Source organism: Aliiroseovarius crassostreae (assembly GCF_001307765.1).
GTDB classification, from domain to species: Bacteria; Pseudomonadota; Alphaproteobacteria; order Rhodobacterales; family Rhodobacteraceae; genus Aliiroseovarius; species Aliiroseovarius crassostreae.
In genome coordinates, this window is the sequence record NZ_LKBA01000004.1 from 537,134 (window position 1) to 556,585 (window position 19,452).

Sequence of the window (19,452 nt, forward strand, 5' to 3'; positions counted from 1 at the left end):
CTCGTGAATTGTTGAAAACGTCAAAACGTGTCTTTTCGGTGCCGAATTTCGGCAAACACATCGACATCAGCGGCACCTGTCATGCCAAGGGCGGCTTTCACCTCGGGCAGATGGGCACGCAGGAACGGGTTGGTGGCGAGTTCAAGCGACAGCGGGGCCGGAACGGTGGGCAGGCGCTGCGCGCGCGCCTTGTCGATATCCTGCCGGCGGGCGGCAAGGGCGGCGTTGTCTGGTTCGATGGTGACCGCGAAGGCGGCGTTGGAGGCCGTGTATTCATGGCCGGAACAGATATTGGTATCGGCGGGCAGTTTTGCAAGGGCAGACAGGCTGTGCCACATCTGCTCGGGACTGCCTTCGAACAGGCGACCACAGCCCATCACCATCAGGCTGTCGCCGGTAAAGGCGGCGCGGGCAGCCGGGACGTGAAAGGCGATATGCCCAATTGTATGGCCGGGCACGTCAAGGATGTCGACCGTATGGGACCCGAACAGGAACGTCTCTCCGGGCGAAACAGCCCTGGCCAGCGGGGGCAGGCGGTGGGCATCGGCAGCCGCCCCCAGAACCGGGGCGCCGGTGGCGGCCACAAGATCAGCCACGCCATCAATGTGATCCCAGTGGTGATGGGTCAACCAGATCTCGCTCAGGTGCCAGGCGCGCATTTTCAGTTCGCGCAGGATCGGGGCCGCCTCCGGCACATCAATCGCCGCGGTCGCCCCGGTTTCATCATCATGCAGAAGATAGGCGTAATTGTCGGTCAGGCAGGGCAGGGTCACAAGGGTTAGCATGGAGGGCCTTTCATCACGTGGACAACCAGTCTTGCGCAATTGCCGCCGGGACACAATACTGAGACACAGGACAATATGTGACTGGATGCAGAACGGAGCGGCGCATGGTCGGAGAGGTGCCCCATTCCACGGCCCATCCCGCTGGCCCGGAGGGGACAGCGGCGCGCGATGATGTACGCCTGTCAGCCCAGTCTGCCGCACGCAATATTCCCCCGATCCTTGACGCCATTGCCCCCTATCTGCCGGAACGTGGCTATGGGCTGGAACTGGCCTCCGGGACCGGCGAACATGCCATTGCCTATGCCGGGGCCTTTCCTGGCATCGTCTGGCAACCCACCGATATCGCGCCAGAGCGGCTTGACAGTATCGATGCCTGGCGGGCCCGGACGGGCCATCGCAATATGCGGATTGCGCAGTTCCTGGATGCCAGCGCACCGGGCTGGAAGGTGGAGGGGTTTGACGTGCTGATGACCGTAAACCTGTTGCATCTGATCAGCGACGAGGCCCTGCGCGAAGTGGTGGCCGGGGTGGCGCGCTCGTTGGAAAAAGGCGGGCGGTGGTGCCTTTATGGCCCGTTTCGGATGGGCGGACAGTTCCGGTCCGACGGGGATCGCGCCTTTGACGCCCGCTTGCGTGGCAGCGATGCCGCGATTGGCTATAAGGCCATCGAAGATGTGACCCGGCTGGCTGAGGGGGGTGGCCTCACGCGGCTTGCCCTGATCGAGATGCCGGCCAACAACCTTCTTTGCGTGTTCGAGAAGACGGCGTGAACTGCCCCCCTCGCCAGTCCTGAGGCTGGGTGGTTGGAAAAGGGGCGGTTGGAAAAGGGGCGCTGCCCCTCGGACTTCGTCCTCACCCCGGGATATTTCTGACCAGAAAATAAGCTGAGCCGGTCCTTGGGTTTCCAAGCCGGGGTTGGGCCGGGGCGCGGGAGGAAAGCTGCCGGGGCTTGAGTGCCGGGGGCGCGGCAGATCGGTTTTACCGACACAGCTTTTGTTGAACGGATTGTGAGTGCTGGCATTTCTCGCCGGGTGCGCTATCGTGCGGGGAAGATCCGCCATTCAAAGGCCACCCATGCATCTTGATGTGCAAGACCTTCGCAATTTTTATTACCGCAGCACGCTGGGCCGTTCGGCGCAGAAGGCGGTGCGTGACAAGGTGGTGGCGCTGTGGCCACCCGAACGCTGCAAGGGGCAGACCGTGGCGGGGTTCGGTTTTGCGGTGCCTTTGCTGCGCCCCTATCTGAAGACCGCGCGCCGGGTGATGGGGTTGATGCCTGCCCCGCAGGGGGTGATGCCCTGGCCTGCGGGGATGGCCAATGTGGCCGCGCTGGTTGAGGATACGATCTGGCCGCTCGAAAACGGGGTGGTGGATCGGCTGGTGCTGATGCACGGGCTGGAGACAAGCGAAAACCCGGCCTTCCTGCTGGACGAATGTTATCGGGTGCTTGGCCCCGGTGGGCGGGCGCTGTTTGTGGTGCCGAACCGGGCCGGGCTTTGGGCGCGCTCAGACAAGACACCGTTTGGTTATGGCCGGCCCTATTCGGCGGGGCAGCTGGAGGCGCAGCTCAAGACATATGGCTTTAACGTTGAGCGGCATCTGTCCGCACTTTATCAGCCCCCTTCGTCGCGCCGATTCTGGCTCAAGACCGGGAATTTCTGGGAACGCGCCGGGCAGCAGTTGCCAGTGGTGATGGCGGGGGGCGTGCTGATGGTGGAAGTGTCAAAACAGATCCCGGCCCCGCGCCGTCCGGGCCTGGCGCAGCGGGTGCGCAAGCCGCTGAAGGTGCTTGAGGGGATGGGGGTGCCGGAACCCACGGCGCCGAGGACCTCCGGGTGATTTCCGGATGATCTTTGGACAATACTCACTGCGCGGCACCTGTTGGATGGGGCGGGAGTTCAGGCCTCCGGTTGGTGGGGCAGCTCTGCGTGGGGGTCGCAAATCGTCCTGAAAATGGCGAGAATCACATGTTGAATGGCCGCTGAAATAGGGCATGGAGGGCGCGCACTGTGGCAATTGGGAAACGATTTAACCTGTGAAATGCTTTTCTGTATGCAACTGTATGCCAAAAACGACTCGTTATGACTTTTTTCCGGTTTTTCCAGATTTCCCCATGCGCATAGGGGTCTGACTGCGACAGATTGCGTCTAAGGGCGTCAGAACGGTATTATGTTGGCGTTAAACCCGTGCAAGCCTGTTGCGAGATTGGGAATTCCTTGCTACATCCCGACCCGATTTAGATGACACGCGAAAACCGCGGCATCTGTAGGCCGCCCCGATGTGCTGAACGGCACGTCACAATGGGGCTCAAGACATCGGAAGGGTGGACGTGTCCGAACCAGTCGCGATCTCTGCTGGAATTGCCCAGCGATATGCCACGGCCGTTTTCGAACTGGCTAAGGAAGGCAAAGACCTGAAAGCTGTGGAAGGGGATATCGACGCCCTGGACGCAGCTCTCGCCGATAGTGCCGATTTCCGCAACCTGATCACTTCGCCGGTTGTAACCCGCGAAGAGCAGGGCGCCGCAATCGCCGCCATCGCCAAGAAAATGAAACTTTCGCCAATGGTGGCAAACACGTTGGGTCTGATGGCCCAGAAGCGTCGTTTGTTTGCATTGCCTCAACTGGTCGCCGCGCTGCGCGCGCTGATCGCCGAGGACAAGGGTGAGGTGACCGCAGAGGTGACTTCGGCCAAGGCTATGACCAAGGCGCAACAAGACAAGCTTGCCAAGGCGCTCACGGGCTCCATCGGCAAGGATGTGAAAGTGAATGTGGCCGTTGATGAAAGCCTCATCGGCGGCCTCGTCGTGAAAGTGGGCTCGCGCATGATCGATACGTCGATCAAAGCCAAGCTCAATGCATTGCAGAATTCCATGAAAGAGGTCGGATAATGGGTATCCAAGCAGCAGAAATCTCTGCGATCCTTAAGGACCAGATCAAGAACTTTGGCCTGGACGCCGAAGTCGCTGAAGTTGGTCGTGTGCTCTCCGTCGGTGACGGTATTGCCCGCGTGCACGGTCTGGACAACATCCAGGCCGGTGAAATGGTCGAATTCCCCGGTGGTATCCGCGGGATGGCCCTGAACCTGGAAGCCGACAACGTTGGTGTTGTTATCTTCGGTTCGGACCGCGACATTAAAGAAGGCGACACCGTTAAGCGCACGAACGCCATTGTGGACGTGCCCACCGGTGACGAACTTCTGGGTCGCGTTGTGGACGGTCTGGGCAACCCGATCGACGGCAAAGGCCCGCTGAACGCGAAAAAGCGTGGCGTGGCGGATGTGAAAGCACCGGGCATCATCCCGCGCAAATCGGTTCACGAACCGATGGCAACCGGCCTGAAATCGGTTGACGCTATGATCCCGATCGGCCGTGGCCAGCGCGAGCTGATCATTGGTGACCGTCAGACCGGTAAAACCGCCGTTGCTCTGGACGCGATCCTGAACCAGAAATCCTACAACGACGCCGCGGGCGACGATGAGTCGAAAAAGCTGTACTGTGTGTATGTGGCTGTTGGCCAAAAGCGTTCGACCGTTGCCCAGCTGGTGAAGAAACTGGAAGAAACCGGCGCGATTGAATATTCGATCGTTGTGGCTGCAACTGCATCCGACCCGGCCCCCATGCAGTTCCTGGCACCCTATGCCGCAACCGCCATGGCCGAGCACTTCCGTGACAATGGCCGCCACGCGCTGATCATCTATGATGACCTGTCGAAACAGGCTGTGTCCTATCGTCAGATGTCGCTGCTTCTGCGCCGTCCGCCGGGACGTGAAGCCTATCCGGGTGACGTTTTCTATCTTCACTCGCGCCTGCTGGAACGTTCGGCCAAGCTGAACGAAGATTTCGGTGCCGGTTCGCTGACCGCTCTGCCGATCATCGAAACCCAGGGCGGCGACGTGTCCGCGTTTATTCCGACCAACGTGATCTCGATCACCGACGGCCAGATCTTCCTGGAAACCGAGCTGTTCTACCAAGGGATCCGTCCCGCTGTGAACACCGGTCTGTCGGTGTCGCGCGTTGGCTCCTCGGCCCAGACCAAAGCGATGTCTTCGGTTGCCGGCCCGGTGAAACTGTCGCTGGCTCAGTATCGCGAGATGGCAGCCTTTGCTCAGTTCGGCTCGGACCTCGATGCCGCAACCCAGCAGCTCCTGAACCGTGGTGCACGCCTGACCGAGCTGATGAAGCAGGCCCAGTACTCGCCGCTGACCAACGCAGAGATTGTCTGCGTGATCTTTGCCGGGACCAACGGTTACCTCGACAAGATCGACGTGTCGGAAGTGGGTCGTTTCGAAGCTGGTCTTCTGAACCACCTGCGTTCGAACCACGCAGACCTGCTGGCAGATATCACCAACAATGACCGCAAGGTTAAAGGTGAGCTGGAAGACAAAGTCAAAGCTGCGCTGGACGCGTTCGCCGCTGACTTCGCTTAAGGGGGGCTCAAACGATGCCCAACCTTAAGGACCTCAAAAACCGGATCGAAAGCGTGAAATCCACGCGGAAGATCACGAAGGCCATGCAGATGGTGGCCGCCGCAAAACTGCGGCGGGCACAGGAAGCTGCCGAAGCAGGTCGTCCCTATGCAGAACGGTTCAACGCCGTTCTGGGTAGCCTGGCGGCCGCCTCGGCCGGGGGCAATGCCCCTGCGCTTCTGGCAGGCTCGGGTTCCGATCAAGTCCACATGCTTGTGGTCATGACCGCCGAACGCGGCCTCTGCGGTGGCTTCAACTCGTCGATCGTAAAGATGGCGCGTGCAAAGGCAGCTGAGCTGACGGCCAACGGCAAGACGGTGAAAATCCTGACGGTCGGCAAAAAAGGCCGCGAGCAGATGAAGCGTGATTTCGAAGACCAGATGGTAGACCATGTGGATCTCTCGGCTGTGCGCAACGTCGGCTATGCCAACGCACAATCCATCGCCCATGACCTCATCCATCGTTTCAACGAAGGTGAGTTCGACGTGGCGACGATCTTCTACAACAAGTTCGAAAGCGTGATCAGCCAGATCCCGACCGCAACGCAGGTCATCCCGGCCAGCTTCGACGCGCCTGAAGAAGGTGCGGCTGCATCGGTGGTCTATGATTACGAACCGTCGGAAGAAGGTATCCTGAAAACGCTGCTGCCCTCGGGCGTGGCCACTCAGATCTTCTCGGCGCTTCTGGAAAACGCCGCCTCGGAACAGGGTGCACGGATGTCCGCCATGGATAACGCAACCCGCAACGCTGGTGACATGATCGACCGTCTGACCATCGAGTTCAACCGCTCGCGTCAGGCTGTGATCACCAACGAACTTATCGAAATCATTTCGGGCGCCGAGGCGCTCTAAGAAATCGGAGAAACGACAATGGCAAATGCAAAAGGTAAGATCACCCAGGTGATCGGCGCCGTTGTAGACGTTCAGTTCGAGGATGCCCTTCCCGAAATTCTGAACGCACTCAACACCGAAAACAATGGCAACAAACTGGTTCTGGAAGTGTCCCAGCACCTTGGTGAAAACACCGTTCGTTGTATCGCTATGGACGCGACCGAAGGTCTGGTGCGCGGTCAGGCCGTGGAAGACACCGGTGCACCGATCTCGGTTCCGGTTGGTAACGCCACCCTGGGCCGCATCCTGAACGTGGTTGGCGAACCCGTGGACGAAAAAGGTCCGGTTGAAGCCAAGGAATACCGCGCCATCCACCAGCCTGCTCCTGAATTTGACGAGCAAGCCACGGAATCGGAAATCCTCATCACCGGCATCAAGGTGATCGACCTGCTCGCCCCCTACTCGAAGGGTGGTAAAATTGGTCTGTTCGGCGGCGCCGGCGTGGGCAAAACCGTTCTGATCATGGAACTTATCAACAACATCGCAAAAGTGCACTCGGGTTACTCGGTGTTTGCGGGTGTTGGCGAACGGACCCGTGAAGGTAACGACCTTTACTGGGAGATGATCGAATCGAACGTTATCAAGCCGGACAACCTGGAAGAAAGCCAAGTGGCCCTGGTTTACGGTCAGATGAACGAACCTCCGGGGGCACGTGCTCGTGTTGCTCTGACCGGTCTGACCCTGGCCGAGCAGTTCCGCGACCAGTCCGGGACCGACGTTCTGTTCTTCGTCGACAACATCTTCCGCTTTACCCAGGCGGGTTCCGAGGTGTCGGCCCTTCTCGGCCGTATCCCCTCCGCTGTGGGCTACCAGCCGACGCTGGCCACCGACATGGGGGCGATGCAGGAACGCATTACCTCGACCAAGCAAGGCTCGATTACCTCGATCCAGGCCGTCTACGTTCCCGCGGATGACCTTACCGACCCGGCTCCGGCAACCACCTTTGCTCACCTCGACGCCACGACCGTTCTGTCGCGTGCGATCTCTGAGCTCGGCATCTACCCGGCTGTGGACCCGCTCGACTCGTCGTCGCGGATCCTCGACCCGCAGATCGTTGGTGAAGAGCACTACAAGGTTGCAAACGACGTTCAGCAGATCCTCCAGCGCTACAAATCGCTGCAGGACATCATCGCCATCCTCGGCATGGACGAACTGTCGGAAGAAGATAAGCTGACCGTGGCCCGTGCCCGTAAAATCCAGCGTTTCCTCTCGCAACCCTTCGACGTGGCAAAAGTGTTCACCGGCTCGGACGGTGTTCAGGTTCCGCTCGAAGATACGATCAGCTCGTTCAAGGCTGTTGTGGCTGGCGAATATGACCACCTGCCGGAAGGCGCCTTCTACATGGTTGGCGGCATCGACGAAGTGATCGCCAAAGCCGAGAAAATGGCCGCTGACGCCGCTTAATCGGATGCGCGACGGGGTGGGGCAACCCACCCCTGACCATCCTGAAAGGAGACCCTAAATGGCAGATACGATGCAATTTGATCTGGTGTCGCCCGAGCGCAGCCTGGCCTCGCTCAAGGCAACCGCCGTTCAGCTGCCCGGGGCAGATGGCGACATGACAGCCATGCCGATGCACGCGCCGACCATCACCACGCTGCGTCCCGGCATCGTCAAGGTGGAAAGCCCCGAGGGCAACGCCGAATATGCCGTGACCGGCGGCTTTGCGGAAATCACCGCAGAAGGCACCTCGGTTCTGGCTGAACGCGCCGTGCCGGTGGCTGAAATGACCCAAGAGGTTGTGGACAGCTTTGTGCAGGACGCCGCCAACGCGACGGAAAACGCCACCGCCGAGAACCTCGACGAACTGGCCAAACGCACCGTCGACATCGCCGCCATGGCCAGCGAACTGGGCCTTTCCGCCCGCTAACGCGCAGCCAAACGGCCCCCGGAGAAACCGGATAAAGATAAAAAAAACCCCGCTCAACCGGCGGGGTTTTTTGTTGGCTCTCAGGCGGCTGTCAGCTTTCGCAGGTCATATCCTTGCCGCAGCACATCGGGGATTTGATCTTCCCCTCACATTTTGGGCAGCGCGAAATCTGCACCCCGCTCCCGTCATCCAATTTGAGCGTGTCATCGACAAGCGGTTCGTTGCAATCGGCGCAACTCGCATTGACGCCCATTCCGCAAACCGTGCAGCGATATGTAGCCATGATCTTTCTCCTGTTTTTCCCCTTCATATGGCTTAAAATGGGGGGGTAGTCAAATGTGATCTTTGATTGATCCCCGGCCAAGGAGTGCGAGGGTCACCTGCGTCTCTACGGTGCCCATGTTCAGCGCAGACCTGGGCAAAAAACTTGCAACTTTCCCTTTTCCGTACCCTAAAGCGTTTCGAGATTAACTTGAGACACAAGTTGATTTCGAAACGCTTTAAAACTTTAAAGTCCTGCCGGTTCACCCTTTAAAACTTTAAAGATTGCAACCCATGGCCCTTCCGGTCAGAACGTGTCCCATTGGTCAAACCCCCATCGGATTTTTGCCGTATGAAAGATCGTGCTGCCCTCTGGTTCATCCTTGCCACCCTGTTCCTTGATGCGATCGGGGTGGGGATCGTGTTTCCGATCATGCCGGATTGGATGGAAAAAGTGGGCGCGGGCAGCACCGCGAACGGGGCGTTCTGGGGCGGCATTCTGATGGCGTCCTATGCCGGGATGCAGTTCCTGTTTGCGCCGATTATCGGAGGGTTGTCAGACAGTTACGGGCGGCGTCCGGTGCTTCTGCTGGCCCTTGTGGCCCTGTGTGTGGACTATGTCATCATGGCGTTGTCGACCACGTTCATCTGGCTCTTGATTGGTCGCGTGCTGGCGGGCATCGCTGGGGCGACCTATATCACTGCCACGGCCTATCTTTCGGACATTTCGAAACCCGAGGAGCGCGCGGCGAATTTTGGCCTGATCGGTGCGGCGTTCGGCATCGGTTTTGTCATAGGGCCCGCCATCGGTGGGGTGGTGGCCGGCTGGCATATCACCGCCCCGTTCTGGTTGTCTGCCGCCATGGCTGGCATCAATGTCCTGTTCGGGATTTTCGTTTTGCCAGAAAGCCTTAGCAAGGAGAAACGACGCAGCTTTGTGCGCCGGGACCTCAATCCGTTCAGCTCTATTCTGGATGCGTTCCGCCTGCCGGGGCTGGGGCTTCCGTTGATCCTTCTGTTCCTGTTCGAGTTTGCCAATATGGTCTATCCGACCCTCTGGGCGTTCTGGACCCGCGAGGTGTTTGGGTGGGGCACGGCGCTGATCGGCCTGACACTGGCGGCCTATGGGATCGGGATCACCTTTACCCAGGGCGTGGTGATACGATTTCTGATTCCACGCATTGGCGAGTTTAAAACACTCATCTTTTCAGTTGGTTGTGCGGTGGCCGCCTTTGTTGTCTTTGGCCTCACAGCAAGTGTGGTGGTGATGTTTTCCTTTCTTCTGGTCGCGGCCCTTTCCGATATGGTGCCACCGACCATGACGGCGTTGATGGCCAATCGTGTGGCCGAGGACCGGCAGGGATTGTTGCAAGGGGTCATCGCCTCTCTGGGCTCGATTTCCGCCGTGATTGCCCCTATGGTCATGACCGGCATGTTCCAGTTTTTCGCCACCGAAGAGGCGGTTCTTTATCTGCCCGGTGCGCCCTTTCTGTTCTCGGGCCTGATTGTGATCGTAATCTTCCCCCTCTTCTTCAGATTGCGTAGAGTGCCTTGAAAAAGCCTGAATTCTTTGGCTTATTGGCATGAAATGGGAATTTTCAGGTTCAACCATGAGGACATTTGATCGCAACTTATTGGGCGTCGAACAGGGCAGTCGCGTTCTGTTTTCCGATTTTGAACATGACGGCGATATGTGGACCGGAGAGGGACCGCGAGAGTTCCGCGCGTCGGTCAGCTTCAATGGGCGTTTTGCCGAAGTGCCGATCATGCAGGTGAGCATGTCCATGTGGGACATGTCCTGCAACACCAATCTCCGGGCGGATATCTGTGCTGAAAACGTCACCCATGAAGGGTTTGAGATCGTGTTCCGGACCTGGGGTGACACGAAGGTCGCCCGCATCCGCGCCGACTGGCTGGCGATGGGGCCGATGCCGGATCCGGATAATTGGGATGTAGAGTAACCTCTACCGCTTAAGGCATTTCGGGACCAACCGCAGACATAGGGTACTCCCGACAGGCGCGTATCATTGATATCTCGTGCCGCCTTTCGATTTTCCCTTTGTGGGAGAATGAAACGCTTTGGCGTGGAATGAAAAAGGGCCCCGGCGGGCCCTTTTGTTTGAACAATCTTTTTCCAACACTTTGAAAACGCTTAAGTATACATGCCTTCGTAAAGCGGTTCCAGCGTGTCATGGTCAAAGAGTGACGAAACCGACATGCCGCCCCAGATGTTCTGGATGGCTTGCGCAAAGATCGGTGCGGTGGGCACGATGCGGATATTCGGTGCGTTCTGCACGGCCTCGGTGGGTTGGATCGAATCCGTGATCACCAGTGATTTCATCACCGATTTGGTCACGCGTTCCACGGCCGGCCCAGACATGACGCCATGGGTGATATAGGCATGCACTTCGCTGGCGCCCTGTTCGATCAGAACCTCGGCCGCCTTGCACAGGGTGCCTGCGGTGTCACAGATGTCGTCGACAATGATGCAGCGTTTGCCGGTCACATCCCCGATCACGGTCATTTCAGCCACTTCCCCGGCCTTTTCGCGGCGCTTGTCCACGATGGCAAGCGGGGCGTTGATGCGTTTTGCCAATTCGCGGGCGCGGGCCACACCGCCCACGTCGGGTGAGATGACCATCACCTCGTCGAGGCAATCCTTGAAATGGTGTTTCACGTCGAGGGCAAAGACCGGGCTGGCGTAAAGGTTGTCCACCGGAATATCAAAGAAACCCTGGATCTGGGTGGCGTGCAGGTCCATGGTCAGCACCCGCTCGATGCCCGACTGGGCGATCAGGTTTGCCACCAGCTTGGCCGAAATCGGTGTGCGGGCCTTGGTGCGGCGGTCCTGACGGGCATAGCCGAAATAGGGGATCACGGCGGTGATGCGGGCGGCGGAGGAGCGGCGCAGCGTGTCCGAGATGATCAAGAGTTCCATCAGGTTGTCATTGGCCGGGTTCGAGGTCGGCTGGATGATGAACATATCCTCGCCGCGAACGTTTTCGTAGATCTCGACAAAGACCTCCTGATCGTTGAAACGTTCGACGCGGGCATCCACCAGCCCCACACGTTCGCCGCGATGAAGCGACATGCGTTTGGCAACAGCCTTGGCCAGCGGTTGGTTGGCATTGCCAGAGATGAGTTTCGGTTCGGTGATCGACGGCATGGTAGCTTCCCCAGGTGGCCCGTATGACAGAATCGTGACGATGACCTCCCTTACCACCCGCACAGATTCCTTTAAACAGGTTGCAGGAAAGAGGAGGGATTATTTTGGCCCATATCGACTATTATTTCACGGTTCTGTCACCCTGGGCCTATCTGGCCGGGGCGCGGCTTGAGGAGATCGCAGCGCGCCACGGGGCGGGCATCACCTACAAACCGATGGACATTATGGCGGTTTTTGAGCGGATGGGCGGACAGAAACCCGCAGATCGCCATCCCAGCCGGATGGAATATCGGATGCAGGAGCTGAAACGCTGGTCGGCAGAGCTGGGGATGGAGATGAACCACACGCCTGCTTTCTGGCCAACCAATCCCGCCCCCGCCTCCTACGCGATCATTGCGGCTGCGAAAGCGGGCGGTGGTGATGTGGGCGCGCTGGTGCAGGCCATTTTACGTGCCACCTGGGCCGAGGAAAAGGACATCGCCCAAGACGAGGTGATTGGGGATGCGCTGGAGACCCATGGCTTTTCACGCATGTTGACCATGACCGGGATGCTTGACGGGGCCGAAACCTATGCCTCCAACACCGAGGATGCGGTGAAAGCGGGCGTGTTCGGGTCGCCCTTCTATGTCACCGATGATGACGCAAGGTTCTGGGGGCAGGACCGTCTGGTCCAGCTTGACGCCCATCTCGCCGCCCGCTCATAAGCGAGGCATGAGCAAAGAGAGTTTTTCGGGCACGCAAACCTTTTGGGCACGCATGGGGCAGGGCAGCCGCGAGGCGCTTTTGCTGCATTGTTCGCTGGCCCATTCCGGCGCATGGCGTGGTGTGGCCCGCCTGCTGGGGGGTGACCTGTCGATGCTGGCACCGGATCTGCCGGGCCATGGGCAAAGCGGGGATTGGGACCCGCAGCGGGACTATACCGCGCAGGCGGTAGATGTGGTTCTGGCGCTTCTGGACCGTGAGGCCACTGGCCCCGTTGATCTGGTCGGGCACAGCTTTGGCGCAGTGATTGCGTTGCGCGTGGCGCAGATTTCCCCCGCAAAGGTGCGCAGCCTGACCCTGATCGAGCCGGTCCTGTTTGCGGCCGCAAGAGGGCAGGAGGTGTTTGACGCGCTGGATGGCTTCATGAACGGGGCTTTTGCCTCGGCGTTCCATGCAGGAGACCGGATCGAAGCGGCGCGTCTGTTCCACGGGCTTTGGGGCGGTGGCACCCCGTGGGAGCGGCTGCCGACCATTCTGCGCGACGATATGGCGGCGCGGATCCATCTGATTGTCGCCTGCGCCCCGGTGACCGGGGACGACCTTTATGGTCAGGCCGCGCCCGGTGCGCTTGAGGCGCTGACAATGCCGTGCCTGCTGATCGAAGGCGCGCAATCCCCGCCGATTGTCGCAGCCATTCACGACGTCTTCGAGGCCCGCCTGCCGGACGTTCGGCGGATCGTTGTCGAGGGGGCAGGGCATATGGCACCAATTTCCCACCCGCAACAGGTTTCTGAGGAGATCAGGCGACATCTTGAGCGTGTGTCTGTTGGGGGCTGATCCCCCATCAGGACGTGTCCGCCGGTGGCGTTATCCCCGGATCAGCGACAGAAACTGGTCGACATTTTCATCCGTTGTGGCCCAGTTGGTGACAAGGCGCGCCTCCAGCGCCTCATCTGGGTCATCCCCGGCAAGGTCGTCATTCCAGACATAGTAGGCTGCCCCTGCCTTGTGCAGTGTCTGGTGGGCGCGGCGTGACCAGCGCGCAAAGCTGATATTGGCCTCAGGCTCATAGATGTAGGACGTGCCGTCGATCTGTTTTAACCCCCGTGCCAGACGCGCATTGGCAGCGTTTGCGTGCGCCGCCAGATCCAGCCAGAGATTGTCTTCGAGATAGGCCAGCATCTGTGCCGACAGGAACCGGTGTTTTGAGAAAAGATGTGCTCCGCGTTTGCGGCGCAATTCAAATTCCCAGGCATGTTTGGGGTCGAAGAAGATCACCGCTTCCGCCCCCATGCAGCCGTTCTTGGTGCCGCCGAAGCTGACTGCGTCAATGCCTGCTTTCCAGGTCATGTCAGCGGGTGAACAGCCGAGTGCCACCAGCGCATTGGCAAACCGTGCACCGTCCAGGTGGGTGGCGAGGCCGTAGTCTTTTGCGACGGATGTCAGCGCCGCGATCTGGGCCACGGAGTAAACGGTGCCACGCTCGGTCACATTGGTCAGCGATACCGGGCCGCGCTGCGGGCCATGCACGCCACGGGTTTCTTCCTTGGCGATGCTGGTGCGCAGGCTGTCCGGCGTCATTTTCGCGTCCACAGAGGGCACAAGGGTGAGTTTCGCGCCACCGGAATAGAACTCTGGGGCGTTGCATTCGTCTTCGTGGATGTGCGCCTCGCCTGTGCAGAAAATGGTTTCAAAGGGCTGGGCAAGGGTGGCCAGCGCCAGTGAGTTGGCCGCGGTGCCGGTGGCAACCAGGTAAACGGCCGCCTCGGGGGCTTCGAACAGGTCACGAATACGCGCGGTAACCTGTGCATTCAGGTCATCTGCCCCATAGGGCATGGCGTAGCCATCATTGGCGGCTGTCAGGGCTGCAAGGATGTCCGGATGAGCCGGGCCGGTGTTGTCAGAGGCAAAAAACATCAATGTGGCTCCTCGATCAGGTGATCTTCCCATTCTTCTTCCGGGACATCGAATTCCGGGATGGTCCAGCCTTTGACCGAGCGGCCCTCCGCGTGCATCCGTTCCGGCCCGCCCGCAATCAGCGGATGCCAGTCGGCAAGGGGTTTGCCTTCATGGCGCAAGCGGTAGGCGCAGGACGCGGGCATGAAATAGGCGATTTCGGCAATGTTCCGGCGGCTCAGCACAATGCATTCCGGTACGAAATTCAACCGGATGTCATATTGGGCGCAACGGCAGGTGTCATTGTCCAGAAGGCGGCAGGCAATGCGGGTGAAGACCACTTCACCACTTTCCTCATCTTCCAGCTTGTTCAGGCAGCATTTCCCGCATCCGTCACACAGGGCTTCCCACTCGTCAGGGGTCAGATCCTGCAGCGGGCGTTCCCAGAATTTCTTGCGCAAAGCGGCAGCCATCCGGTCAGCTCTGACCGGTCAGGAAATCAGCCGACATGCGCAGGTCCCGCAACGGGCGGACCTTGTCGATGCTGGCCTGATATAGGGGATGGGCCTTGAAGGCGGCCAGCTGCGTTTCATTGTCAAATTCGCCATAGACCACGAAATCCGGGTGTGTGCCGGGGATCGGGTCCGTGGCCAGATTGCGTCCGACTTCAAGAAAGCGCTTGTGCGGGATGCCCTGCAACAGGTTCAACCCGTCAAAGATCTGATCGCGATATTTCGCCTCGCGCGCAGTGAAGAACACGACATGCCGGATCATGTATCCCTCCGTTTGCGCGCAGCCAGAATGTCACGCGCGGTATCACAATCTGCGTTCATCTGGGTGATCAGCGCGTCCAGATTGTCAAAGACCCGCTCCGGGCGCAGATATTCGATCAGCGCCACCGACAGGTGCTCGCCATAGATGTCACCTTTGAAATCAAACAGGAAACTTTCGATATTGGGCAGGTTTTCCCCAAACATCGGGCGGGTGCCCATTGAGGCGGCGCCCCCGTAAGTGCCCTTGTGCGGACCGGTGAGAATATCGACCTCAACCACGTAGACACCGAATTTCGGCGGATGTAGCCCCGCAATAGACATGTTGGCAGTTGGATATCCCAGATCCCGACCGCGCTGATCGCCCCGGATCACCTCGCCCTCGATCCGGTGCAAATGGCCCAGCATCCGTGCCGCATCCTGCGGGCGGCCTTCGCTCAGTGCCTGACGGATCGCGGTGGAACTGACCTCCCGACCGGCATCCTCCATCAAAGGCGCAATGGTGACACCAAAACCAAGCTCCTTCCCAAGGGCCACCAGATCATCAGCATGACCCGCGCGCCCCTGACCAAAGCAGAAATCTGCGCCGACAACCACATGGGCCAGCCCCAGACCCTCAACAATCACGTCCTGTGCAAATTCACGCGGAGTGAGGGCGGACAAGGTATCGTTGAAGCTAAGCTCATAAAGCCGCTCGACCCCCAGCTTTTCCAGCCGGTGCGCACGCGCCTCCGATCCCATCAGCCGAAACGGCGGGGCCTTGGGGGCAAAATACTCGCGCGGATGGGGTTCAAAGGTCATGACCCCAAGCGGAGCACCAGACTGGGCTGCCACCTTGCGGGCAATGTCGATCACATATTGATGGCCCAGATGGACGCCATCAAAATTGCCAATCACCGCGGAAGCACCACGGTCTTCAGGGGCAATAAACTGATAGTCTCGAACGATGCGCATGAGGCTGCATTACCGCTCCCGCCGCGCCTGTGCAACCCCGGTGATCAGCTCGGATGACAGCAAATCTGCACCACTGCTTCTTCTTGGCACAAATACTCCGGGGTGAGCCTCAAAGAGGCGAGGGGCAGAGCCCCTCTCTACCGGGCCTTCCGGATGTCGGTCCTGCTGTCATCCACGTTTCGGGGCAAGCACTTTGGCCTCGCCTGTCAGAACCGGCTTTCCGTCCACCAGGCATTCGGTCTTGAGCGTGGCACGACCTTTTGCCGGGTCCACCTCCATCACCGTTACCTCTGCAGTGACCACATCACCGGGGCGCACCGGCGCTTTGAAGGCAAGGTTCTGACCAAGGTAAATTGTGCCATGACCGGGCAGTTGCTCACCAATCACAGCCGAAATCAATCCGGCGGTCAGCATCCCGTGGGCAATGCGGCCTTTGAACATGGTGGCCTTGGCATAGTCGTCATCCAGATGCACCGGATTGCGGTCGGTGGACACTTCGGCAAACAGCTCGATATCGCGATCGGTCACTTCTTTGGTGAGGGTGCGGCACATGCCGACTTCAAGCTCGTCTGCGTGGATGGTGCCACGGGTGATCGTGTCTGACATGGATTTCCCTTTGCTGTCCTTTGATTGCCGTTCGGCGAGTAACAAAAGGACGCGCTCTGCGTCCTGCGCGCAACAATATTACTTTGCGGCCGCAGAAAGCAAGAGGGGAATTTTCGTCAGCGCAAATACCCGATGGCAAAGCTGGGGCTGATTTGCTCATCTGCAACAAATTGCGCCAGCTTCACCGGGTCAGGCTGCGTCAAGGTGCCGGTTTCCTCGCGGGCCAGCCCGCCGGTGATGAACAGAGAGTCGATATCCTCTCCCAATGCGCCACGAATATCGGTGTGGATGCCATCGCCAATGGCCAGAATACGCGCATTGGGGATATCGCGTCCTTCGGCCAGCATGCGGCGGCGGGCAAGGTCGTAGATGGGCGGGTGGGGTTTCCCGAAATAGAGGCTCTCCCCCCCCATTTCCGTATACATGCGCGCCACGGCGCCTGCGCACCATTCCCGTGCCTCGCCTCGGTCGACGATAATGTCCGGGTTGGCGCAAAGCAGCTTCGCCCCCATCTGTTTCGCCATCATCAGATCTGCGCGCCATGTGTCCGGATCTGCCATCGGGTCGAACGGCCCACAGCAGACGATGCCCTCTGCCTCTGCCACCGGAACGCGGGTGATCTCAACCGGGGTGTCAATCACCTGCATCGGCTCAAAGAACCCCGCGTCACGTTCCCATTCGCCCATGAAAAACACCTTGTTGCCCACAGCGCCGGTGAACATCGCGGCGCGCGCGCTGTCGCCCGAGGTGGCGATCGTGTCATAGCAATCAGCGGGGACGCCAAATTCCGGCAGCTGCTGGGCCACCCCGGCGCGTGGCTTGGGCGAATTGGTCACCAGCACCACAAAGCCGCCGCCCGCACGATAGGCGCGCAGCGCGGCCACTGCCTCGTCAAAGGCCGTGATGCCATTATGCACGCACCCCCAGAGGTCAACGAACATCGCGTCGTAGTTTGCAGAAATCTCGGACAGGGCGGTGATGATACGGGGCATAGGGATCCTTTTCGCTTATGGGAGGGATATGCCAAAACAAAGCTGGTTTGACCATGAATAATCGCTAAATCATATCAGAGTGTAGAGTATTGCGTTGAATTTGGAGAGGGGAGTGGCCATGGTGTCCAGCTTTGCATTCGGGTGTTGTCTGCGCAAACTGGTGATCGTGTCAGCGGTGGTTCTGGCGGGGTGTACGACGACAACCGAGGTTCCAAAGACGCGGCAGAGCGATCAATCGCAGGCGCAGGAGCTTTATCATGCGGCGCAATATGAAAGCGTGGGCAAACTGTCACGCAGTGCCGCGCTGGCCCGGTTCAACCGGGTGATGCCGCGGGTGCGCCATGCGGGGGTGCGATATTGTCAGAAGGTGCGTCCGGGCGGAAATACCGCCTTTTGCAATGTTGATTTCGGGATTGATGCAACACTGAAAGACCCCAACGCCTATTTCACTTTCGACAACGGGCGACCCATTGTGCGTGTGTCTGTGCCGCTGCTGCAGGAAAGCGGGTCGGATGATGAAGTCGCCTTTGTGCTGGGGCATGAATATGGGCATATGCTCGGCCAACATATCCAGAAGTCGGTACGGCAGGCGCAGGCTGGTGCGTTGATTCTGGGCGCGCTGACGGCTGCGGTGGGCGCAGATGTCACAGCGATTGAGGCCAGCATGGACCTTGGCGCTGCCATTGGAGGGCGGGCCTATTCGCAGGATTATGAGCTGGAGAGTGACGTTCTTGGCGCGCGTATTTCCTATGCGGCTGGCTATGACCCGGTCAAAGGGTTGCGGTTCTTTACCCGCACTTCGACACGGGGCGCTCAGGGGCAGGGAGGGTTTTGGTCCACCCACCCGGCTGATCGTCGCCGCGTGGAAACGGTGTTGGCCGAGGTGGATCGGCTGAAAGCAGGGCGGTGATCGCACGGACATGATCGTATGGGCATAATCTAACGAATCTGGCCCAAAAGAAAAAGGCCCGCGACAGGCGCGGGCCTTTTGAGTGTTCCGAAGGCAGTGATTACACGGCCAGGTTCGGGATGATCTGTTTCTTGCGGCTCATGATGCCGGGCAGGACCACGGTGTCGCCCTCGACGGTGGCGCCAAAGCTTTTCTCGGCCACGCCTTTCACCAGATCGTTCGGCACGAACAGGGTGGCCTCTTCGTTCAGGATGTCGACGACAAACAGCAGCACCTGATCCAGCCCGTCTTCCTTGGCGACCTCCGGCATGGCGGCGACCAGTTCTTCTTTGCGGTCGAGGATCATTTTCGGCGCGGTTGTTTCCAGCACACCTACGCGGAACTTCACCCCGTCCACTTCGTATTCTTTCGAATCGAGGCGGCAAAGCTCGGCTGCGGTGAAGGCGGAAACATCCGATTTCGCTTCGAACATTTCAGACGCATAGGCCGAGATGTCGATGCCCAGATCAGCGGCCAGTTTCTCGGTCACTTCACGGTCGTGATCGGTGGTGGTGGGCGAGCGGAATTCGAGCGTGTCCGACAGGATGCAGGTCAGCGCGGCGCCCTTGATGTTGTCGGGCATCTTGGCGGCGTCATCGCCCATCAGGTCGATCATGATGGTGGCGGTGCAGGCCAGCGGACGGATGGTGATGTCGATCGGACCTTTGGTCTCCAGGCCACCGACCAGCTTGTGGTGGTCGATAATGGCCTGCACATCCGCGCCGTTGATGTTGGCGGGCAATTCGGCGGGGTTGTTGGTGTCAACAACCACACAGGGCTGGCCGTCGGCCACGTCCTCGATGATCTCTGGCAGGTCAAACCCCCAGCGTTCAACCATGAACTGGGCTTCGGTGTTGGGGGTGCCAAGAAGAACGGGTTTGGCCTCAACGCCTCTTACTTCGTTTAGGTACCACGACCAGATGATGGGCGAACCGGTGGAGTCGGTATCGGGGGATTTGTGGCCGAAAACAAGCGTGCTCATGTGTTCATTCCGTCTTTGCAATAAGGGATTTGCGCGCCTTATACGGGCGTTGTCTGGGCTTGTCACCCGTGTTGGCGCTGACAGGGCGAGGGATTGTGATTTTGGTTGACGATTGGGTCTGATGGGCATTTCCTAGAAAACTAGTTTTCTTGGGGGTGGACA

Annotated in this window: 22 protein-coding genes; 12 read left to right on the plus strand and 10 right to left on the minus strand. The window is 59.4% G+C overall.

The window, feature by feature from the left end; all coding sequences use genetic code 11:
- Window positions 1-20 precede the first annotated feature (20 nt).
- On the minus strand, window positions 21-785 hold the full coding sequence (gene gloB / locus AKJ29_RS04810; RefSeq protein WP_055188423.1) for a hydroxyacylglutathione hydrolase: 765 nt from the start codon (window positions 783-785) through the stop codon (window positions 21-23).
- Window positions 786-862: 77 nt separating this feature from the next.
- Here gloB and AKJ29_RS04815 point away from each other — a divergent pair, with 77 nt between their 5' ends.
- The 7 genes from AKJ29_RS04815 (at window position 863) to AKJ29_RS04845 (ending at window position 8,012) form a co-directional block, all read left to right on the plus strand.
- Window positions 863-1,555, plus strand: a complete 693-nt coding sequence (locus tag AKJ29_RS04815) for a DUF938 domain-containing protein (RefSeq protein ID WP_139231299.1) — start codon at window positions 863-865, stop codon at window positions 1,553-1,555.
- Between the two features lie 304 nt (window positions 1,556-1,859).
- A complete protein-coding gene (locus tag AKJ29_RS04820) occupies window positions 1,860-2,624 on the plus strand; it encodes a class I SAM-dependent methyltransferase (RefSeq protein ID WP_055188427.1) in 765 nt (254 codons plus the stop codon).
- A gap of 484 nt (window positions 2,625-3,108) precedes the next feature.
- Window positions 3,109-3,675: a F0F1 ATP synthase subunit delta gene (locus AKJ29_RS04825; protein WP_055188430.1), complete on the plus strand. Its 567-nt coding sequence runs from the start codon at window positions 3,109-3,111 to the stop codon at window positions 3,673-3,675.
- The gene (atpA, locus tag AKJ29_RS04830; RefSeq protein WP_055188432.1) at window positions 3,675-5,213 is read left to right on the plus strand and encodes a F0F1 ATP synthase subunit alpha; all 1,539 of its coding nucleotides are present in this window, start codon (window positions 3,675-3,677) and stop codon (window positions 5,211-5,213) included. Before AKJ29_RS04825 ends, atpA begins: the two co-directional genes overlap by 1 nt.
- A gap of 14 nt (window positions 5,214-5,227) precedes the next feature.
- Window positions 5,228-6,103 (plus strand): F0F1 ATP synthase subunit gamma, encoded by an 876-nt coding sequence (locus AKJ29_RS04835; protein ID WP_055188434.1) that lies wholly within the window; start codon window positions 5,228-5,230, stop codon window positions 6,101-6,103.
- Between the two features lie 18 nt (window positions 6,104-6,121).
- Window positions 6,122-7,546, plus strand: a complete 1,425-nt coding sequence (gene atpD, locus AKJ29_RS04840; RefSeq protein WP_055188436.1) for a F0F1 ATP synthase subunit beta — start codon at window positions 6,122-6,124, stop codon at window positions 7,544-7,546.
- A 58-nt stretch (window positions 7,547-7,604) separates the two neighbouring features.
- Window positions 7,605-8,012, plus strand: a complete 408-nt coding sequence (locus AKJ29_RS04845) for a F0F1 ATP synthase subunit epsilon (protein WP_055188438.1) — start codon at window positions 7,605-7,607, stop codon at window positions 8,010-8,012.
- A gap of 91 nt (window positions 8,013-8,103) precedes the next feature.
- Here the strand turns inward: AKJ29_RS04845 and AKJ29_RS04850 are convergent, their stop codons facing one another.
- The gene (locus AKJ29_RS04850; protein WP_055188440.1) at window positions 8,104-8,295 is read right to left on the minus strand and encodes a hypothetical protein; all 192 of its coding nucleotides are present in this window, start codon (window positions 8,293-8,295) and stop codon (window positions 8,104-8,106) included.
- Window positions 8,296-8,625: 330 nt separating this feature from the next.
- Here AKJ29_RS04850 and AKJ29_RS04855 point away from each other — a divergent pair, with 330 nt between their 5' ends.
- Window positions 8,626-9,828 (plus strand): MFS transporter, encoded by a 1,203-nt coding sequence (locus AKJ29_RS04855; protein WP_055188442.1) that lies wholly within the window; start codon window positions 8,626-8,628, stop codon window positions 9,826-9,828.
- 55 nt (window positions 9,829-9,883) lie between these two features.
- On the plus strand, window positions 9,884-10,234 hold the full coding sequence (locus AKJ29_RS04860; RefSeq protein WP_055189034.1) for an H-type lectin domain-containing protein: 351 nt from the start codon (window positions 9,884-9,886) through the stop codon (window positions 10,232-10,234).
- A 191-nt stretch (window positions 10,235-10,425) separates the two neighbouring features.
- Here AKJ29_RS04860 and AKJ29_RS04865 read toward each other — a convergent pair whose 3' ends face one another.
- Window positions 10,426-11,439, minus strand: coding sequence for a ribose-phosphate pyrophosphokinase (locus tag AKJ29_RS04865; protein ID WP_055188444.1), 1,014 nt, complete (start codon window positions 11,437-11,439; stop codon window positions 10,426-10,428).
- Window positions 11,440-11,543: 104 nt separating this feature from the next.
- Between AKJ29_RS04865 and AKJ29_RS04870 the strand changes: the two genes are divergently transcribed.
- Window positions 11,544-12,143 carry a 2-hydroxychromene-2-carboxylate isomerase gene (locus tag AKJ29_RS04870; protein ID WP_055188446.1) on the plus strand — a complete coding sequence of 200 codons (600 nt, stop codon included), beginning with the start codon at window positions 11,544-11,546 and terminating at the stop codon, window positions 12,141-12,143.
- A gap of 7 nt (window positions 12,144-12,150) precedes the next feature.
- Complete coding sequence (locus tag AKJ29_RS04875; protein WP_055188448.1) at window positions 12,151-12,978, plus strand: alpha/beta fold hydrolase; 828 nt, start codon at window positions 12,151-12,153, stop codon at window positions 12,976-12,978.
- A 30-nt stretch (window positions 12,979-13,008) separates the two neighbouring features.
- On the opposite strand, the gene AKJ29_RS04880 is transcribed toward AKJ29_RS04875, so the two are convergent.
- The 6 genes from AKJ29_RS04880 to AKJ29_RS04905 all read right to left on the minus strand — a co-directional run bounded on the left by AKJ29_RS04880 (window position 13,009) and on the right by AKJ29_RS04905 (window position 17,359).
- The gene (locus tag AKJ29_RS04880) at window positions 13,009-14,058 is read right to left on the minus strand and encodes a threonine aldolase family protein (RefSeq protein WP_055188451.1); all 1,050 of its coding nucleotides are present in this window, start codon (window positions 14,056-14,058) and stop codon (window positions 13,009-13,011) included.
- Entirely contained in the window at window positions 14,058-14,510 is a 453-nt protein-coding gene (locus AKJ29_RS04885; protein ID WP_055188453.1) for a YcgN family cysteine cluster protein, read from the minus strand. The genes AKJ29_RS04880 and AKJ29_RS04885 overlap by 1 nt, the downstream gene beginning before the upstream one ends.
- 4 nt (window positions 14,511-14,514) lie before the next feature.
- On the minus strand, window positions 14,515-14,811 hold the full coding sequence (locus tag AKJ29_RS04890; protein WP_055188455.1) for a Dabb family protein: 297 nt from the start codon (window positions 14,809-14,811) through the stop codon (window positions 14,515-14,517).
- Window positions 14,808-15,761 carry a bifunctional riboflavin kinase/FAD synthetase gene (locus AKJ29_RS04895; RefSeq protein ID WP_055188457.1) on the minus strand — a complete coding sequence of 318 codons (954 nt, stop codon included), beginning with the start codon at window positions 15,759-15,761 and terminating at the stop codon, window positions 14,808-14,810. The genes AKJ29_RS04890 and AKJ29_RS04895 overlap by 4 nt, the downstream gene beginning before the upstream one ends.
- Before the next feature lie 168 nt (window positions 15,762-15,929).
- Entirely contained in the window at window positions 15,930-16,367 is a 438-nt protein-coding gene (locus AKJ29_RS04900; RefSeq protein ID WP_055188459.1) for a MaoC family dehydratase, read from the minus strand.
- 116 nt (window positions 16,368-16,483) lie between these two features.
- Window positions 16,484-17,359, minus strand: coding sequence for a TIGR01459 family HAD-type hydrolase (locus AKJ29_RS04905; protein WP_055188461.1), 876 nt, complete (start codon window positions 17,357-17,359; stop codon window positions 16,484-16,486).
- Between the two features lie 118 nt (window positions 17,360-17,477).
- Between AKJ29_RS04905 and AKJ29_RS04910 the strand changes: the two genes are divergently transcribed.
- Entirely contained in the window at window positions 17,478-18,269 is a 792-nt protein-coding gene (locus AKJ29_RS04910; RefSeq protein ID WP_055188463.1) for a M48 family metallopeptidase, read from the plus strand.
- A gap of 100 nt (window positions 18,270-18,369) precedes the next feature.
- On the opposite strand, the gene AKJ29_RS04915 is transcribed toward AKJ29_RS04910, so the two are convergent.
- Window positions 18,370-19,290, minus strand: coding sequence for a manganese-dependent inorganic pyrophosphatase (locus AKJ29_RS04915; RefSeq protein WP_055188464.1), 921 nt, complete (start codon window positions 19,288-19,290; stop codon window positions 18,370-18,372).
- Between the last annotated feature and the right edge of the window lie 162 nt (window positions 19,291-19,452).

Excerpts from the sequence above, each read along its gene's own strand:
- gloB (WP_055188423.1), bottom strand. The coding sequence starts at position 785 with ATGCTAACCCTTGTGACCCTGCCCTGCCTGACCGACAATTACGCCTAT.
- AKJ29_RS04820 (WP_055188427.1), top strand. The coding sequence starts at position 1,860 with ATGCATCTTGATGTGCAAGACCTTCGCAATTTTTATTACCGCAGCACG.
- atpA (WP_055188432.1), top strand. The coding sequence starts at position 3,675 with ATGGGTATCCAAGCAGCAGAAATCTCTGCGATCCTTAAGGACCAGATC.
- AKJ29_RS04835 (WP_055188434.1), top strand. The coding sequence starts at position 5,228 with ATGCCCAACCTTAAGGACCTCAAAAACCGGATCGAAAGCGTGAAATCC.
- atpD (WP_055188436.1), top strand. The coding sequence starts at position 6,122 with ATGGCAAATGCAAAAGGTAAGATCACCCAGGTGATCGGCGCCGTTGTA.
- AKJ29_RS04845 (WP_055188438.1), top strand. The coding sequence starts at position 7,605 with ATGGCAGATACGATGCAATTTGATCTGGTGTCGCCCGAGCGCAGCCTG.
- AKJ29_RS04850 (WP_055188440.1), bottom strand. The coding sequence starts at position 8,295 with ATGGCTACATATCGCTGCACGGTTTGCGGAATGGGCGTCAATGCGAGT.
- AKJ29_RS04855 (WP_055188442.1), top strand. The coding sequence starts at position 8,626 with ATGAAAGATCGTGCTGCCCTCTGGTTCATCCTTGCCACCCTGTTCCTT.
- AKJ29_RS04860 (WP_055189034.1), top strand. The coding sequence starts at position 9,884 with ATGAGGACATTTGATCGCAACTTATTGGGCGTCGAACAGGGCAGTCGC.
- AKJ29_RS04865 (WP_055188444.1), bottom strand. The coding sequence starts at position 11,439 with ATGCCGTCGATCACCGAACCGAAACTCATCTCTGGCAATGCCAACCAA.
- AKJ29_RS04875 (WP_055188448.1), top strand. The coding sequence starts at position 12,151 with ATGAGCAAAGAGAGTTTTTCGGGCACGCAAACCTTTTGGGCACGCATG.
- AKJ29_RS04880 (WP_055188451.1), bottom strand. The coding sequence starts at position 14,058 with ATGTTTTTTGCCTCTGACAACACCGGCCCGGCTCATCCGGACATCCTT.
- AKJ29_RS04885 (WP_055188453.1), bottom strand. The coding sequence starts at position 14,510 with ATGGCTGCCGCTTTGCGCAAGAAATTCTGGGAACGCCCGCTGCAGGAT.
- AKJ29_RS04890 (WP_055188455.1), bottom strand. The coding sequence starts at position 14,811 with ATGATCCGGCATGTCGTGTTCTTCACTGCGCGCGAGGCGAAATATCGC.
- AKJ29_RS04895 (WP_055188457.1), bottom strand. The coding sequence starts at position 15,761 with ATGCGCATCGTTCGAGACTATCAGTTTATTGCCCCTGAAGACCGTGGT.
- AKJ29_RS04900 (WP_055188459.1), bottom strand. The coding sequence starts at position 16,367 with ATGTCAGACACGATCACCCGTGGCACCATCCACGCAGACGAGCTTGAA.
- AKJ29_RS04905 (WP_055188461.1), bottom strand. The coding sequence starts at position 17,359 with ATGCCCCGTATCATCACCGCCCTGTCCGAGATTTCTGCAAACTACGAC.
- AKJ29_RS04910 (WP_055188463.1), top strand. The coding sequence starts at position 17,478 with ATGGTGTCCAGCTTTGCATTCGGGTGTTGTCTGCGCAAACTGGTGATC.
- AKJ29_RS04915 (WP_055188464.1), bottom strand. The coding sequence starts at position 19,290 with ATGAGCACGCTTGTTTTCGGCCACAAATCCCCCGATACCGACTCCACC.